This window comes from Microcystis protocystis FBCC-A270 (genome assembly GCF_050500235.1).
Lineage (GTDB): Bacteria > Cyanobacteriota > Cyanobacteriia > Cyanobacteriales > Microcystaceae > Microcystis > Microcystis ichthyoblabe_A.
The window spans coordinates 2,581,299-2,599,983 of the sequence record NZ_CP191407.1; the positions used below are offsets into that span (position 1 = coordinate 2,581,299).

Annotated in this window: 2 protein-coding genes; both read left to right on the forward strand. The window is 43.9% G+C overall.

What is annotated here, in order from left to right; translation table 11 throughout:
- Positions 1-9 precede the first annotated feature (9 nt).
- Entirely contained in the window at positions 10-9,522 is a 9,513-nt protein-coding gene (locus ACQY1X_RS12540; protein WP_430014744.1) for a MupA/Atu3671 family FMN-dependent luciferase-like monooxygenase, read from the forward strand.
- Entirely contained in the window at positions 9,519-18,683 is a 9,165-nt protein-coding gene (locus tag ACQY1X_RS12545) for an amino acid adenylation domain-containing protein (RefSeq protein WP_430014745.1), read from the forward strand. The genes ACQY1X_RS12540 and ACQY1X_RS12545 overlap by 4 nt, the downstream gene beginning before the upstream one ends.
- The last annotated feature ends 2 nt before the right edge of the window (positions 18,684-18,685 follow it).

An 18,685-nucleotide genomic window follows, 5' to 3' on the forward strand; every position in this document is an offset into this window, starting at 1 on the left:
GGAATTTGAATGGAACCCATCGCAATTATTGGTCTTGCTTGCCGCTTTCCAGGGGCTGACAATCCAGAAGCTTTCTGGCAACTCATGCGAAATGGGGTGGATGCGATCGCCGATATTCCTCCTGAACGTTGGGATATTGAGCGTTTCTACGATCCCACACCTGCCACTGCCAAGAAGATGTATAGTCGCCAGGGCGGTTTTCTAAAAAATGTCGATCAATTTGACCCTCAATTTTTCCGAATTTCTCCCCTAGAAGCCACCTATCTAGACCCTCAACAAAGACTGCTACTGGAAGTCACCTGGGAAGCCTTAGAAAATGCTGCCATTGTGCCTGAAACCTTAGCTGGTAGCCAATCAGGGGTTTTTATTGGCATCAGTGATGTGGATTATCATCGTTTGGCTTATCAAAGTCCTACTAACTTAACGGCCTATGTGGGTACAGGCAACAGCACCAGTATTGCGGCTAACCGTTTGTCCTATATCTTTGATTTGCGTGGCCCCAGTTTGGCCGTAGATACCGCTTGCTCTTCTTCCCTCGTCGCCGTTCACTTGGCCTGTCAGAGTTTGCAAAATCAAGAATCGAACCTCTGCTTAGTGGGGGGAGTTAATCTCATTTTGTCGCCAGAGACAACCGTTGTTTTTTCCCAAGCGAGAATGATCGCCCCCGACAGTCGTTGTAAAACCTTTGACGCAAGGGCCGATGGTTATGTGCGCTCGGAAGGCTGTGGAGTAGTCGTACTTAAACGTCTTAGGGATGCCATTCAGGACGGCGATCGCATTTTAGCAGTGATTGAAGGTTCGGCGGTGAATCAGGATGGTTTAAGTAATGGACTCACGGCCCCTAATGGCCCTGCTCAACAGGCGGTGATTCGTCAGGCCCTGGCAAATGCCCAGGTAAAACCGGCCCAGATTAGCTATGTCGAAGCCCATGGCACGGGGACAGAATTGGGGGATCCGATCGAAGTTAAATCTCTGAAAGCGGTTTTGGGTGAAAAGCGATCGCTCGATCAAACCTGTTGGCTCGGTTCTGTGAAAACCAACATTGGTCATTTAGAAGCGGCGGCGGGAATGGCGGGTCTGATTAAAGTCGTTCTCTGCCTACAACACCAAGAAATTCCCCCTAATCTCCACTTTCAAACCCTTAATCCCTATATTTCCCTAGCTGACACAGCTTTTGCGATTCCCACTCAGGCTCAACCCTGGCGGACCAAACCCCCTAAGCCTGGTGAAAACGGTGTCGAACGACGTTTAGCCGGTATCAGTTCCTTTGGGTTTGGGGGGACAAATTCCCATGTGATTCTCAGCGAAGCCCCTGTCACCGTTAAAAACAATCAACAAAATGGGCAGAAGTTGATGGAACGTCCCTGGCATTTGCTGACTTTATCTGCCAAGAATGAAGAAGCCTTAAAAGCCTTAGTCCATTGTTATCAAAAGTATTTAGTTGATCATCCTGAAATTTCTCTCACTGATGTTTGTTTTACGGCCAATAGTCGGCGATCGCACTTTAATCATCGTTTAGGAGTAGTGGCTAGAGATCGCTTAGAAATGTTGCAGAAGTTAGAGAACTTTAGTAACCAAGAAAGGATGAGAGAACCGAAGAATATTAACAAAAAGAAAAAACCTAAAATTGTTTTTCTATTTGCCGGTCAAGGTTCTCAATATGTAGGTATGGGTCGTCAACTGTACGAAACCCAACCCATCTTTCGCCAAACCTTGGATCGCTGTGCTGAAATCCTGCGACCCCATTTAGATCAACCCCTCTTAGAAATTCTTTATCCTGCTGACCCAGAAGCCGAAACAGCGAGTTTTTACCTAGAGCAGACTGCCTATACCCAACCCACTTTATTCGCATTCGAGTATGCCCTAGCACAGTTATGGCGTTCCTGGGGAATAGAACCGGCGGCAGTAATTGGTCACAGTGTCGGTGAATATGTGGCGGCTACTGTTGCCGGAGCCTTAAGCTTAGAAGACGGATTAACGCTAATTGCCAAACGGGCAAAACTGATGCAGTCTCTCCCCAAGAATGGGACAATGATCGCCGTTTTTGCCGCAGAAGAGCGGGTTAAAGCTACTATTGAGCCTTATAGGACTGATGTAGCGATCGCTGCTGTTAATGGACCAGAAAATTTTGTTATTTCAGGAAAAGCGCCGATTATTGCTGAGATTATCATTCATTTAACGGCAGCAGGAATAGAAGTTCGTCCTCTCAAAGTTTCCCATGCTTTTCACTCGCACCTGTTGGAGCCAATTTTAGATTCCTTAGAACAGGAAGCTGCTGCTATTTCCTACCAACCCCTGCAAATTCCCTTAGTTGCTAATTTAACGGGGGAAGTTCTACCAGAAGGAGCAACGATTGAGGCTCGTTACTGGCGAAATCATGCACGCAACCCTGTACAATTTTATGGGAGTATCCAAACGCTGATCGAGCAGAAATTCAGTCTTTTTTTAGAAGTTAGCCCTAAACCGACTTTATCTCGATTGGGTCAACAATGTTGTCCAGAAAGATCGACCACTTGGCTATTTTCCCTCGCCCCTCCTCAAGAAGAAGAACAAAGCCTACTAAATAGTTTGGCGATTCTCTATGATTCCCAAGGAGCCGAAATAAACTGGGAAGGTTTTAATCAAAATTATCCCCACCATTTACTGGCTCTACCGACCTATCCTTTTCAACGTCAACGCTATTGGCTTGAAACCGTTAAACCGACTTCTGAAGAAACAACCATGACGACCAATGCCACTAATGTCCAAGCTATCTCCAGCAATCAAAAACAACAGGAGATTCTAATCACATTGCAAACCCTAGTGGGAAATTTACTGCAATTGTCCCCTGCTGATGTCAATGTTCATACACCTTTCCTGGAGATGGGGGCAGATTCCATTGTCATGGTTGAGGCGGTCAGACGGATTGAAAATACCTATAACGTTAAAATTGCTATGCGTCAGTTATTTGAGGAGTTATCAAATTTAGATGCTTTAGCTATTTATTTGGCTCAAAATCTGGCTAATGATTTCCAGAATACTCAAGTTAATACCGAGGTGTTTTCTGCGCCCATTGCCTGCTCAAATAACCGATCGCCCAATGTCGTGCTGAGTTCTAATAGCAACGGCTTTCAACGTCAAACAGCTTCTCCAAAGGTTTCGGCGATCGCCGCCCTTGCAGGAATGGGAGGAGCAGGGGGAATGGGAGGAGTTGAAGTGCCTCAAGTTTCTGTGCCACAAACCAGTGCGGTAACAGCCTCAGGTTCAACCGTTTCTAGTTCTGCCCTGGAAAACATTATGGGTCAACAGTTACAACTGATGGCCAAACAGTTAGAAGTCTTGCAAACGGCCAATTTTGCCCCGACGACTCCCCGAACCACAGAAAATTCCCCATCTTCCGTCAGTCAAAATAGGTCAAACGGACTTACACAACAGTTAATTCCCCCCCAGCAATCAGCGGCGAACCTAGAGCCAATAGCCAGTCGCACCCGTCAAACCAGCAATCAAGCTTCTGCTCCTAAACCGACAGTAACAGCCACTCCCTGGGGGCCGAAAAAACCACCCACAGGTGGATTAACTCCCCAACAACAGCAACATCTAGAGGCATTAATTGCTCGCTTTACGGAACGTACCAAAACCTCTAAGCAAATTGTGCAACGTGATCGCCCGCGTTTAGCAGATAGTCGAGCCTCGGTCGGATTCCGTATGTCCATTAAAGAGATGCTCTATCCCATTGTGGCCCAACGTTCTCAAGGATCAAGAATTTGGGATGTGGACGGTAATGAATATATTGATATGACGATGGGGCAAGGGGTAACGCTGTTTGGGCATCAACCAGACTTCATTATGTCGGCCCTACAAAGCCAACTCACTGAAGGCATTCATCTCAATCCGCGATCGCCAATTGTGGGAGAAGTGGCCGCCTTAATTTGTGAACTAACAGGAGCCGAACGAGCTTGTTTTTGCAACTCTGGAACCGAAGCCGTAATGGCCGCTATTCGTATCGCCAGGGCAACAACAGGTCGGAGTAAAATTGCCATCTTTGAAGGCTCCTATCATGGCCATGCGGACGGAACCCTTTTTAGGAACCAAATTATTGATAACCAACTCCACTCTTTTCCCCTAGCTCTAGGCGTTCCCCCCAGCCTTAGTTCCGATGTGGTGGTATTGGACTATGGCAGTGCGGAAGCTCTGAACTATTTACAAACCCAGGGACAGGATTTAGCGGCGGTCTTAGTAGAACCGATTCAAAGTGGTAATCCTTTACTACAACCCAAGCAATTTCTCCAAAGTCTGCGGCAAATTACCAGTCAAATGGGCATTGCCCTGATTTTTGATGAAATGATTACGGGTTTTCGATCGCACCCAGGGGGAGCGCAAGCTTTATTTGGAGTACGGGCGGATATTGCCACCTATGGCAAAGTAGTTGCGGGAGGAATGCCCATTGGAGTTATTGCAGGTAAGGCCCATTATCTGGACAGCATTGACGGGGGAATGTGGCGTTATGGCGATAAATCCTATCCTGGGGTGGACAGAACCTTTTTTGGGGGAACCTTTAATCAGCATCCGTTAGCAATGGTAGCGGCTAGGGCTGTCCTGACCCATTTAAAGGAGCAGGGGCCAGGTCTGCAACAACAATTAACTGAACGCACTGCGGCCTTAGCCGATACACTGAATCATTATTTTCAAGCCGAAGAAGTTCCCATTAAAATCGAACAGTTTAGTTCTTTCTTCCGGTTTGCCCTCTCTGGCAATTTGGATTTACTTTTCTATCACATGGTAGAAAAAGGTATTTATGTCTGGGAATGGCGTAAACATTTTCTTTCAACCGCCCATACGGAAGCCGATCTTGCCCAATTTGTCCAAGCGGTTAAAGATAGCGTCACAGAATTGCGTCAGGGAGGTTTTATCCCCGCAAAAAAGCCTTCCTGGTCAATGCAAAGGCCTCAAACTGATCCCCCCCTAACCTCCCTTGATAAGGGGATTGATCCCCCCCTAACCCCCCTTGATAAGGGGATTGATCCCCCCCTAACCCCCCTTGATAAGGGGGGAGATGTTGATGTCACCCTTGATAAGGGAGGAAATTCTCGTTCTGTTAGGGACAGTAAGTTAGGGAAAGGGAGCGGGTCTCAAGACCAAAAAACGATACAGTTTAGCCTCTACTACTTTGGTAGCTATGAAGCGGAATTTAACCCGAATAAATATAACTTACTGTTTGAAGGAGCTAAATTTGGCGATCGCGCTGGTTTTACGGCCCTTTGGATTCCTGAACGTCATTTCCACGCTTTTGGTGGTTTTTCTCCCAATCCTTCGGTTTTGGCGGCGGCTTTAGCACGGGAAACCAAACAGATTCAACTGCGATCAGGCAGTGTGGTTTTACCGCTACATAATTCCATCCGAGTCGCCGAAGAATGGGCAGTGGTGGACAATCTTTCCCAGGGCCGTGTCGGTATTGCTTTTGCATCGGGTTGGCATCCCCAGGATTTTGTCTTGGCTCCCCAGTCCTTTGGCCAACATCGGGAATTGATGTTCCAAGAAATTGAAACCGTCCAGAAACTTTGGCGAGGGGAAGCGATCACCGTGCCAGACGGAAAGGGTCAAAGGGTAGAGGTAAAAACCTATCCCCAACCGATGCAGTCCCAGTTACCCAGCTGGATTACTATTGTCAATAATCCCGATACCTATATCAGAGCAGGGGCGATCGGCGCTAATATCCTTACCAATCTGATGGGGCAAAGCGTGGAAGATTTAGCTCGTAATATTGCTCTATATCGTCAATCTTTAGCAGAGCATGGTTATAATCCCGCGTCGGGAACGGTGACAGTTCTCCTGCATACTTTTGTTGGCAAGGATTTAGAACAAGTTCGAGAACAAGCTCGCCAACCCTTTGGGCAATACCTCACCTCCTCTGTCGGACTCTTGCAGAACATGGTCAAGAGCCAGGGCATGAAAGTGGATTTTGAACAATTAAGAGACGAAGATCGGGACTTTCTCCTCGCTTCTGCCTATAAACGCTATACAGAAACCAGTGCTTTAATTGGCACACCCGAAACCTGTCGTCAAATTATTGATCATTTGCAGTCCATCGGTGTGGATGAAGTGGCTTGTTTTATTGATTTTGGGGTAGATGAACAAACAGTTTTGGCCAATTTACCCTATCTCCAGTCCCTAAAAGACTTATATCAACCTCATCTCCCCCCTTATCAAGGGGGGTTAGGGGGGGATCAATCCCCTTATCAAGGGGAGTTAGGGGGGGATCAATCCCCTTATCAAGGGGGGTTAGGGGGGGATAAATCCCCTTATCAAGGGGGGTTAGGGGGGGATCAATCCCCTTATCAAGGGGGGTTAGGGGGTGATCAAGTCCCTCTCACCGAAGCCCAACGACAACTGTGGATTTTGGCTCAATTAGGAGACAACGGCTCGACTGCCTATAACCAATCAGTGACATTGCAATTAAGTGGCCCCTTAAATCTCGTTGCGATGACCCAAGCTATTCAACGAATCAGCGATCGCCATGAAGCGTTACGAACCAAAATTAATGCCCAGGGAGATAGTCAAGAAATCCTGCCCCAGGTCGAAATTAACTGCCCTATCTTAGACTTCAGTCTTGACCAAGCTTCGGCCCAACAGCAAGCAGAACAATGGTTAAAGGAAGAAAGTGAAAAACCCTTTGATTTGAGCCAGGGTTCTCTCGTGCGTTGGTATATACTCAAATTAGAACCAGAATTACATTTGTTAGTATTAACGGCCCATCACATTATCAGTGACGGTTGGTCAATGGGAGTAATCCTTCGGGAATTAGGAGAGTTATATTCAGCCAAATGTCAGGGGGTTACAGCTAATCTTAAAACCCCAAAACAGTTTCGAGAATTGATTGAATGGCAAAGCCAGCCAAGCCAAGGGGAAGAACTGAAAAAACAGCAGGCCTATTGGTTAACAACGCTTGTCAATCCGACCGTTTTGAATTTACCCACTGACAAACCTCGTCCAGCTTTACCCAGTTACCAAGCCAATCGTCAAAGTCTAACTTTAGATAGCCAATTTACAGAAAAACTAAAGCAATTTAGTCGTAAACAGGGCTGTACTTTTCTAATGACACTGTTATCAGTTTATAACATTCTCATTCATCGTTTGACGGGACAGGATGATATTCTGGTGGGTCTGCCAGCGTCTGGACGTGGCCTTTTAGATAGTGAAGGAATGGTGGGTTATTGCACTCATTTTTTACCAATTTGCAGTCAGTTAGCGGGTAATCCCACTTTTGCTGATTATCTCAAACAAATGCGGGGGGTTCTGTTGTCGGCCTATGAACATCAGGACTATCCCTTTGCTCTTTTGCTCAATCAGTTAGATTTACCGCGTAATACCAGTCGCTCTCCTTTAATTGATGTCAGTTTCAATTTAGAACCAGCCATTAATTTACCCAAAATGAAAGGATTAGAGATTAGTTTACTGCCTCAAAAGGTTAGTTTTAGGGATCGAGATTTGCATTTGAATGTGACAGAAATGGGCGGAGAAGCTCTAATTGACTGTGACTATAATACAGATTTATTTAAAGATGAAACGATTCAGCGTTGGTTGGGTCATTTCCAAACCTTACTTGAGGCAGTTATTAATGATTCGCAACAAAATCTGCGGGAATTACCCTTATTAAGTTCTGCTGAACGACAACAGTTATTAGTGGATTGGAATAATACCAAGACCGACTATCCGCAAGATCAGTGCATTCATCAATTGTTTGAAGCGCAAGTTGAACGGACTCCCGATGCGATCGCGGTGGTATTTGAAACTCAACAATTAACTTACAGTGAATTAAATTGTCGAGCCAATCAGTTAGCACATTATTTACAAAAATTAGGAGTAAAACCAGATGAATTAGTAGGGATTTGTCTAGAACGTTCTTTAGACATGATTGTAGGATTATTGGCTATTCTTAAAGTCGGCGGAGCTTATGTTCCTATTGACCCAGATTATCCTCAAGAACGCATTAGCTTTATGCTCCAAGATACCCAGGTTAAAATACTGTTAACCTGCGAATCTTTACAGACTTCTCTGCCAAATCATCAGTCCATTGTTGTCTGTTTAGATAAAGATTGGCAACCAATTAATCAAGCAAGTCAGGAGAATCTGAACAGCACAGTTTCTGCGGATAATTTAGCCTACATTATTTATACTTCTGGTTCTACAGGTAAACCTAAAGGCGTTGAGATTACTCATCGTAGCGTTAATCGTCTTTTGTTTGGTGTAAACTATGTACATCTAGATGCAACGCAAAGATTTTTACAAATGGCTCCCATTGCTTTTGACGCTTCTACCTTTGAGATTTGGGGTGCTTTATTACATGGTGCGAGATGTGTGATTTTTACGGAAAATATTCCTACCTCTACAAGTTTACAAAATGCAATAGACAAAAATGGCATTACTGTTTTATGGCTAACGGCTGCTTTGTTCAATAAGATTATTGACGATAATTCCCAAGCTTTATCAGGAATTAAACAGCTACTAATTGGTGGAGAAGCACTTTCAGTTGCTCATGTTCATAAAGCACTGGCTGCTTTGCCATTGACACAAATTACTAATGGATATGGACCAACGGAAAGTACAACTTTTACCTGTTGCTATCCTATTCCTAAACAACTAGAGGCAGCAATAAAGTCAATCCCCATTGGTCGTCCAATCTCCAACACACAGGTTTACATTCTAGATAGCTATCTCCAACCTGTACCGATTGGTGTAGTCGGAGAATTACATATTGGTGGATTTGGGGTGGCAAGGGGCTATTTAAATCGTCCTGAATTAACCCAAGAAAAATTTATTGCTAATCCTTTTAGTAATGACCCAGATGCTCGGCTCTATAAAACCGGAGATTTAGCTCGTTATTTACCCGATGGTGATATTGAATATCTGGGACGCATTGATAATCAAGTCAAAATTCGCGGTTTTCGGATTGAGTTGGGAGAAATTGAGGCTGTTTTGCTTTCCCATCCCCAGGTACGAGAAGCGGTGGTTTTGGTGAATGAAAGCGATCGCTCTGAAAATCGGGCTTTGGTCGCTTATATTGTCCCTAATGATCCTGCTTGTACGACTCAATCATTACGAGAGTTTGTTAAACGGCAGCTTCCCGACTATATGATTCCAGCTTATTGGCTTGTGCTAGAAAAATTACCGTTAACCAGCAATGGCAAAATTGATCGTCGGGCTTTACCGTTACCTAATCCAGAGTTAAATCGTTCGATAGACTATGTGGCTCCCAAAAATCCTACCCAGGAGGCGATCGCCGCTATTTTTGGTCAAGTTTTAAAACTGGAAAAAGTGGGAATTTATGATAACTTTTTTGAGATCGGCGGTAATTCTTTGCAAGCCACTCAAGTTATTTCAAGGTTACGAGAAAGTTTTGCCCTAGAGTTGCCCCTGCGTCGCCTATTTGAACAACCGACTGTGGCGGATTTGGCTTTAGCCGTAACGGACATTCATGCCACTTTACAAAAACTACAAACCCCTATTGATAACTTATCAGGCGATCGCCAGGAGATCGAAATATGAAATCCATTGAAACCTTTTTGTCAGATTTAGCCAATCAAGATATTAAACTCTGGATGGACGGCGATCGCCTGCGTTGTAATGCTCCCCAGGGCCTATTGACCCCAGAGATTCAAACAGAACTGAAAAACCGTAAAGCAGAAATCATTCAATTTCTTGAGCAACTGGGTTCAGAGGAGCAGGTTAGCTCTAGAACCATTCTTCCGACTGCCCGTGATACCCAATTACCCCTCTCCTTTGCCCAGGCGCGACTTTGGTTTCTGTATCAATTAGAAGGAGCCACGGGAACCTATAACATGACAGGGGCCTTAAGTTTAAGCGGGTCTCTCCAGGTAGAAGCCCTCAAACAAGCCCTGAGAACTATCATTCAACGCCATGAGCCATTGCGTACCAGTTTTCAATCGGTTGACGGGGTTCCAGTGCAGGTGATTAATCCCTATCCTGTTTGGGAATTAGCGATGGTTGATTTGACAGGAAAGGAGACAGAAGCAGAAAAATTGGCCTATCGGGAATCCCAAACCCCCTTTGATTTAACCCAGAGTCCTTTACTGAGGGTAACGCTCCTCAAATTGCAGCCAGAAAAGCATATTTTATTAATTAATATGCACCATATTATTTCTGATGGCTGGTCAATCGGTGTTTTTGTTCGTGAATTGTCCCATCTCTATGGGGCTTTTGTTGCGGGTAAAGAACCAACTTTACCGACTTTACCAATTCAATATGCGGATTTTGCTGTTTGGCAGCGAGAGTGGTTACAGGGTAAGGTTTTAGCGGCTCAATTGGAATATTGGAAGCGACAATTGGCAGATGCTCCTCCTCTGCTGGAACTGCCCACTGATCGCCCTCGTCCCGCAATCCAAACCTTTCAAGGCAAGACAGAAAGATTTGAGCTAGATAGGAAACTGACCCAAGAATTAAAGGCATTAAGTCAACAGTCGGGTTGTACTTTATTTATGACTTTGTTGGCCGCTTTTGGGGTGGTTTTATCCCGTTATAGTGGCCAGACTGATATCGTCATTGGTTCGGCGATCGCCAACCGTAATCGCCAAGACATTGAGGGGTTAATTGGCTTTTTTGTTAACACTTTGGCGTTGAGGTTAGATTTATCAGAAAAACCCAGCTTTGCCGCTTTTTTAAAACAAGTACAGGAAGTCACTCAGGATGCCTATGAGCATCAAGACTTGCCCTTTGAAATGTTAGTGGAAGAATTACAACTAGAGCGCAAATTAGACCGTAATCCCCTTGTTCAGGTGATGTTTGCCCTTCAAAATGCGGCCAATGAAACCTGGAATTTACCTGGGTTGGCTATTGAAGAAGTGTCTTGGGAGCTTGATTCTGCCCGTTTTGACTTAGAGATTCATTTATCAGAAGTTAACGACGGCATAGCTGGATTCTGTTGCTACAACATTGACTTATTTGATGGCTCAACGATCGCCCGTCTATTGGAACATTTTCAGAATCTTCTCAGGGCGATTATTGTTAATCCTCAAGAGTCGGTAAGCCTATTACCTTTATTGTCAGAACAGGAACAAAAGCAACTTTTAGTTGATTGGAATCAAACCAAAACTGATTATCCCCAAGAGCAGTGCATTCATCAATTATTTGAATCACAAGTTGAACGGACTCCTGATGCGATCGCCGTAGTCTTTGAAGAGCAATCATTAACTTACGGTGAACTAAATTGTCTAGCCAATCAGTTAGCCCATTATTTACAAAAATCAGGAGTAAAACCAGATGAATTAGTAGGGATTTGTCTAGAACGTTCTTTAGACATGATTGTAGGATTATTGGCTATTCTTAAAGTCGGCGGAGCTTATGTTCCTATTGACCCAGATTATCCCCAAGAACGCATTAGCTTTATGCTCCAAGATACCCAGGTTAAAGTAATATTAACCTGTAAATCTTTACAGACTTCTCTGCCAAATCATCAGTCTATTGTTGTCTGCTTAGATAAAGATTGGCAACAAATTAATCAAGCAAGTCAGGAGAATCTGAACAGCACAGTTTCTGCGGATAATTTAGCCTACATTACTTATACTTCTGGTTCTACAGGCACTCCCAAGGGTGTTGCCGTTACTCATCGTAGCGTTAATCGTCTTTTGTTTGGTGTAAATTATGTACATCTAGATGCAACGCAAAGATTTTTACAAATGGCTCCCATTGCTTTTGACGCTTCTACCTTTGAGATTTGGGGGGCGTTATTGCATGGTGGGAGATGTGTGATTTTTACGGAAAATATTCCTACCTCTACAAGTTTACAAAATGCAATAGACAAAAATGGCATTACTGTTTTATGGCTAACGGCTGCTTTGTTCAATAAGATTATTGACGATAATTCCCAAGCTTTATCAGGAATTAAACAGCTACTAATTGGTGGAGAAGCACTTTCAGTTGCTCATGTTCATAAAGCACTGGCTGCTTTGCCATTGACACAAATTACTAATGGATATGGGCCAACAGAAAGTACAACTTTTACCTGTTGCTATCCTATTCCTAAACAACTAGAGGCAACAATAAAGTCAATCCCCATTGGTCGTCCAATCTCCAACACACAGGTTTACATTCTAGATAGCTATCTCCAACCTGTACCGATTGGTGTAGTCGGAGAATTACATATTGGTGGAGCAGGGTTAGCACGAGGTTATCTCAATCGCCCTGAGTTAACGGCTGAAAAATTTATTGCCAATCCCTTTGATCCCCCCCTAACCCCCCTTGATAAGGGGGGAGAAGAACCCTCAAAACTCTATAAAACGGGAGACTTAGCCCGTTATTTACCCGATGGCAATGTAGAATTTTTGGGACGTATTGACAATCAGGTAAAAATTCGGGGTTTTCGCATCGAAACTGGGGAAATCGAAGCCGTTTTAAGTCAATATTTCCTATTAGCGGGAAATGTCGTCGTTGCCAGGGAAGATAATACTGGGGATAAACGTCTCGTTGCTTACCTGGTTCCTGCCTTGCAAAAGGTCGCCCTACCAGAGCAATTAGCCCAATGGCAAAGTGAATACATTAGTGATTGGCAGAGTCTTCACGAAAGAACCTATAGTCAAGGGCAAGACAGCCTAGCTGATCTCACTTTTAATATCACGGGTTGGAATAGCAGTTATACTCGTCAACCCCTTCCTGCTTCAGAAATGCGAGAGTGGGTCGAAAACACTGTCAGTCGCATCCTAGCCTTGCAACCAGAACGCAGTTTAGAAATTGGTTGTGGTACAGGTTTGTTGCTCTCCAGGGTAGCAAAGCATTGTCTTGAATATTGGGCAACGGATTATTCCCAGGGGGCGATAAATTATGTTGAACAGGTTTGCAATGCCGTTGAAGGTTTAGAACAGGTTAAGTTAGTCTGTCAAACGGCGGATAATTTTGAGGGCATTCCCCCGCGTCAATTTGATACCGTCGTCTTAAATTCGATTATTCAGTATTTTCCCAGTGTGGATTATCTGTTACAGGTGCTTGAAGGGGCGATCAACGTCATTGGCGAGCGAGGTCAGATTTTTGTCGGGGATGTGCGGAGTTTACCGCTATTAGAGCCATATCATGGGGCTGTGCAATTAGCCCAAGCTTCTGATTCCAAAACCGTTGAACAATGGCAACAACAGGTGCGTCAAAGTGTAGCAGGTGAAGAAGAACTGGTCATTGATCCCACATTTTTCCTGGCTTTAAAACAACATTTTCCTCAAATTAGCTGGGTAGAAATTCAACCGAAACGGGGTGTAGCTCACAATGAGTTAACTCAATTTCGCTATGATGTCACTCTCCATTTAGAGCCTATCAATAATCAATCATTATTGAGCAGTAATCCAACGGTAATTACCTGGTTAAATTGGCAACTTGATCAACTTTCTTTAGCTCAAATTCAAGAGCAATTGTTGACAGAAAAACCTGAATTATTGGGAATTCGTGGTATTCCGAATCAGCGAGTTGAACAGGCTCTCAAAATTTGGGAATGGGTGGAAAATGCCCCTGATGTTGAAACGGTTGAACAACTTAAAAAACTGCTCAAAGAACAAGTAGATACTGGTATTAATCCTGAACAGGTTTGGCAGTTAGCTGAGTCTTTAGGTTACACCGCTCACCTTAGTTGGTGGGAAAGTAGTCAAGACGGTTCCTTTGATGTCATTTTTCAGCGTAATTCAGGGTCAGAAGGCGTTTCTAACTTGGCTTTCTGGGATGAAAAAGCCCTTAAAACAAAACCCTGGACTGATTACACCAATAATCCTCTGCGTGGTAAGTTAGTCCAAAAGTTAATTCCTAAAGTACGAGAATTTCTGCAAGAAAAGCTACCCAGTTATATGGTTCCCCAGGCCTTTGTGTTGCTGGATTCCCTTCCTTTGACTCCCAATGGCAAGGTGGATCGTAAAGCATTGCCTTCTCCTGATGCGACGACTCGTAATTTGGCTAACAGTTTTGTCTTACCCCGCAATCCGATTGAAGCTCAACTTACTCAAATTTGGAGTGAAGTTTTGGGACTGGAACGTATTGGTGTTAAGGATAACTTTTTTGAATTGGGGGGGCATTCCCTGTTAGCCACTCAAGTTATCTCTCGCTGCCAACAAGCCTTTGAAATTTCTTTACTCCTACGTTATCTGTTTGAATCACCAACTATTGCTCAGTTAAGTGCAGTGATTTTAAGGGAACTACAAACTGGCTCAGGGCTAAAGCTGCCAGGGATTGTACCAGTTAACCGTGATGGGGACATCCCCCTATCCTGGGCGCAGGAACGTCTGTGGTTTGTCAATCAATTGGAAGGAGAAAGTGGGGCATATACCATTGATTTTACTATGCGTTTACTAGGCAATCTCAACGTTAAAGCCCTAGAGCAAGCTTTTCAGGCAATTGTGCAACGCCATGAACCTTTACGAACTCAGTTTAAGCTCAAGGATAATAAGCCGATCCAGGTAATCGCGCCTAATGTAACTTTCACCTTACCAGTTGTCAATTTGCAAAACCTGAGTCATCCTGAGTCACAGGTAAAACACCTGTTAGTAGAATCAGCATCCGAACCCTTTGATCTCGAATCAGGTTCGGTATTACGAGTCAAATTATGGCAATTGAAGACAGACGAATATGTACTATTATTGGCTATTCACCATATTGCGGCGGATGGTTGGTCAATAGGTGTTTTAATTGACGAATTATCGGTCTATTATCGAAGTTTCTCCACAGGAACAAAAGCAGATTTACTCGCTCTACCGATACAGTATGCTGACTTTGCGATGTGGCAGCGTCAATGGTTAACAAATGAGGTTTTAGAACATCAATTAAGCTACTGGACACAACAGTTAACGGACGCACCTCTACTGCACCAACTTCCCACAGACCGCCCCCGCCCAGCCGTACAGAGTTTTCGGGGTGGGACGGAGCTACTGCGACTAGATAATCAACTAACACAACAATTGAAAAAACTCAGTCAAGAGTCTGGTAGCACTCTTTTTATGACATTACTAGCGGGTTTTACTGTGTTACTATCTCGTTATAGTCAACAAACAGATGTGGTAATTGGTTCACCCATTGCCAATCGTAACCGCACGGAAATTGAGGGTTTAATCGGCTTTTTTGTGAATAATTTGGTATTGAGGCTCGATCTGTCCCAGGAACCCTCTTTTGAGGATTTTCTGTTCCAGGTACGAGAAGTTACCCAAAACGCCTACGACCATCAAGATTTACCCTTCGAGATGTTAGTCGAAAAATTACAAATTGAGCGGCATTTAGATCGTAATCCTTTAATACAGATAGTTTTTGCCCTTCAGAATGCTCCTAGTTCTCCCTGGGACTTGCCTGGGATAAAAATTGAGGATATACCAGCGGGACGGGATTCGGTACGGCTTGATCTAGAAATTCACCTGTGGGATACACCCGAAGGACTGGGGGGTTTTTGCTCTTATAACAGGGATTTATTTGATGGCTCAACGATCGCCCGTCTATTGGAACATTTTCAGAATATTCTCTGGGCGATTATTGCCAACCCTCAAGAATCGGTAAGCTCGTTACCTTTATTGTCAGAACAGGAACAAAAGCAACTTTTAGTTGATTGGAATCAAACCCAAGCCGATTATCCCCAAGATCAGTGCATTCATCAGTTATTTGAAGCGCAAGTTGAACGAACTCCCGATGCGATCGCCGTAGTCTTTGAGGAGCAATCATTAACCTACAGTGAATTAAATTGTCGCGCTAATCAGTTAGCCCATTATTTACAAACTTTAGGAGTCCGGCCAGAGGTCTTAGTCGGTATTTCCCTAGAACGTTCTTTGGAAATGATTATTGGCTTATTAGCCATTCTCAAGGCCGGTGGTGCTTATCTCCCTCTTGATCCTGACTATCCTACCGAGCGTCTTCAGTTCATGTTAGAAGACAGTCAAGTTCTTTTTTTGATTACCCACAGTTCTTTATTAGCAAAATTGCCTCCCTCTCAAGCGACTCTTATTTGTTTAGATCACATCCAAAAGCAGATTTCTCAATATTCTCCCGATAATCTTCAAAGTGAGTTAACTCCTTCCAATTTAGCTAACGTTATTTACACCTCTGGCTCTACGGGTAAACCTAAAGGGGTGATGGTTGAACATCGGGGCTTAGTTAACTTAGCGAGTTCTCAAATTCAATCTTTTGCAGTCAACCATAACAGTCGTGTGCTGCAATTTGCTTCTTTTAGTTTTGATGCTTGTATTTCAGAAATTTTGATGACCTTTGGTTCTGGAGCGACGCTTTATCTTGCTCAAAAAGATGCTTTGTTGCCAGGTCAGCCATTAATTGAACGGTTAGTAAAGAATGGAATTACTCATGTGACTTTGCCGCCTTCAGCTTTAGTGGTTTTACCCAAGGAATCATTACCCAACTTACAAACCTTAATTGTGGCGGGTGAAGCTTGTCCTCTTGATTTGGTGAAACAATGGTCAGTCGGTAGAAACTTTTTTAATGCCTATGGGCCAACGGAAGCAAGTGTTTGTGCCACGATTGGACAATGTTATCAAGATGATTTAAAGGTCACGATTGGTAAGGCGATCGCTAATGTACAGATTTATATTTTGGATGCCTTTTTACAACCAGTACCCATCGGAGTACCAGGGGAATTATACATTGGTGGAGTCGGAGTTGCGAGGGGTTATCTAAATCGTCCTGAATTAACGGCGGAAAGATTTATTTTTAATCCTTTTGATCCCCCCCTAACCCCCCTTGATAAGGGGGGAGAAGAACCCTCAAAACTCTATAAAACGGGAGACTTAGCCCGTTATTTACCCGATGGCAATGTAGAATTTTTGGGACGTATTGACAATCAGGTAAAAATTCGGGGCTTTCGCATTGAAACGGGGGAAATAGAGGCTGTTTTAAGTCAATATTTCCTCTTAGCGGAAAATGTCGTCGTTGCCAGGGAAGATAATGCTGGGAATAAACGTCTCGTTGCTTACCTGGTTCCTGCCCTGCAAAATGAGGCCCTACCAGAGCAATTAGCCCAATGGCAAAGTGAATATATTAGTGATTGGCAAAGTCTCTATGAAAGAACCTATAGTCAAGGGCAAGACAGCCTAGCTGATCTCACTTTTAATATCACGGGTTGGAATAGCAGTTATACCCGCCAACCCCTTCCTGCTTCAGAAATGCGAGAGTGGGTCGAAAACACTGTCAGTCGCATCCTAGCCTTGCAACCAGAACGCAGTTTAGAAATTGGTTGTGGTACAGGTTTGTTGCTCTCCAGGGTAGCAAAGCATTGTCTTGAATATTGGGCAACGGATTATTCCCAGGGGGCGATAAATTATGTTGAACAGGTTTGCAATGCCGTTGAAGGTTTAGAACAGGTTAAGTTAGTCTGTCAAACGGCGGATAATTTTGAGGGCATTCCCCCGCGTCAATTTGATACCGTCGTCTTAAATTCGATTATTCAGTATTTTCCCAGTGTGGATTATCTGTTACAGGTGCTTGAAGGGGCGATCAACGTCATTGGCGAGCGAGGTCAGATTTTTGTCGGGGATGTGCGGAGTTTACCGCTATTAGAGCCATATCATGGGGCTGTGCAATTAGCCCAAGCTTCTGATTCCAAAACCGTTGAACAATGGCAACAACAGGTGCGTCAAAGTGTAGCAGGTGAAGAAGAACTGGTCATTGATCCCACATTTTTCCTGGCTTTAAAACAACATTTTCCTCAAATTAGCTGGGTAGAAATTCAACCGAAACGGGGTGTAGCTCACAATGAGTTAACCCAATTTCGCTATGATGTCACTCTCCATTTAGAGCCTATCAATAATCAACCATTATTGAGCGGCAATCCAACGGTAATTACTTGGTTAAATTGGCAACTTGACCAATTGTCTTTAACACAAATTAAAGATAAATTATTGACAGACAAACCTGAATTTTGGGGAATTCGTGGTATTCCTAATCAGCGAGTTGAACAGGCTCTCAAAATTTGGGAATGGGTGGAAAATGCCCCTGATGTTGAAACGGTTGAACAACTTAAAAAACTGCTCAAAGAACAAGTAGATACTGGTATTAATCCTGAACAGGTTTGGCAGTTAGCTGAGTCTTTAGGTTACACCGCTCACCTTAGTTGGTGGGAAAGTAGTCAAGAGGGTTCCTTTGATGTCATTTTTCAGCGTGATTCAGGGTCAGAAGCCGTTTCAAAGCTTGCTTTTTGGGATGAAAAAGCCCTTAAAACAAAACCCTGGACTGATTACACCAATAATCCTCTGCGTGGTAAGTTAGTCCAAAAGTTAATTCCTAAAGTACGAGAATTTCTGCAAGAAAAGCTACCCAGTTATATGGTTCCCCAGGCGTTTGTGTTGCTGGATTCCCTTCCTTTGACTCCCAATGGCAAGGTGGATCGTAAAGCATTGCCTTCTCCTGATGCGGCGACTCGTAATTTAGCTAACAGTTTTGTCTTACCCCGCAATCCGATTGAAGCCCAACTTACTCAAATTTGGAGTGAAGTTTTGGGACTGGAACGCATCGGTGTAAAGGACAACTTTTTTGAATTGGGAGGACATTCTCTCTTGGCTACCCAGGTTTTATCAAGAATTAATTCAGCCTTTGGACTTGATCTTTCCGTACAAATTATGTTTGAATCCCCCACAATCGCGGGCATTGCAAGCTATATTCAGGCCGTGGAATGGGCTGCCCAGGATAGCTCAGAGAGAAAGTTAAATCATGAAAATACTGAGGTAGTGGAGTTCTAAGT

What these genes read in the sequence shown, in the direction of transcription:
- ACQY1X_RS12545 (WP_430014745.1), top strand. Translation starts at nt 9,519, where the DNA reads ATGAAATCCATTGAAACCTTTTTGTCAGATTTAGCCAATCAAGATATT.
- ACQY1X_RS12540 (WP_430014744.1), top strand. Translation starts at nt 10, where the DNA reads ATGGAACCCATCGCAATTATTGGTCTTGCTTGCCGCTTTCCAGGGGCT.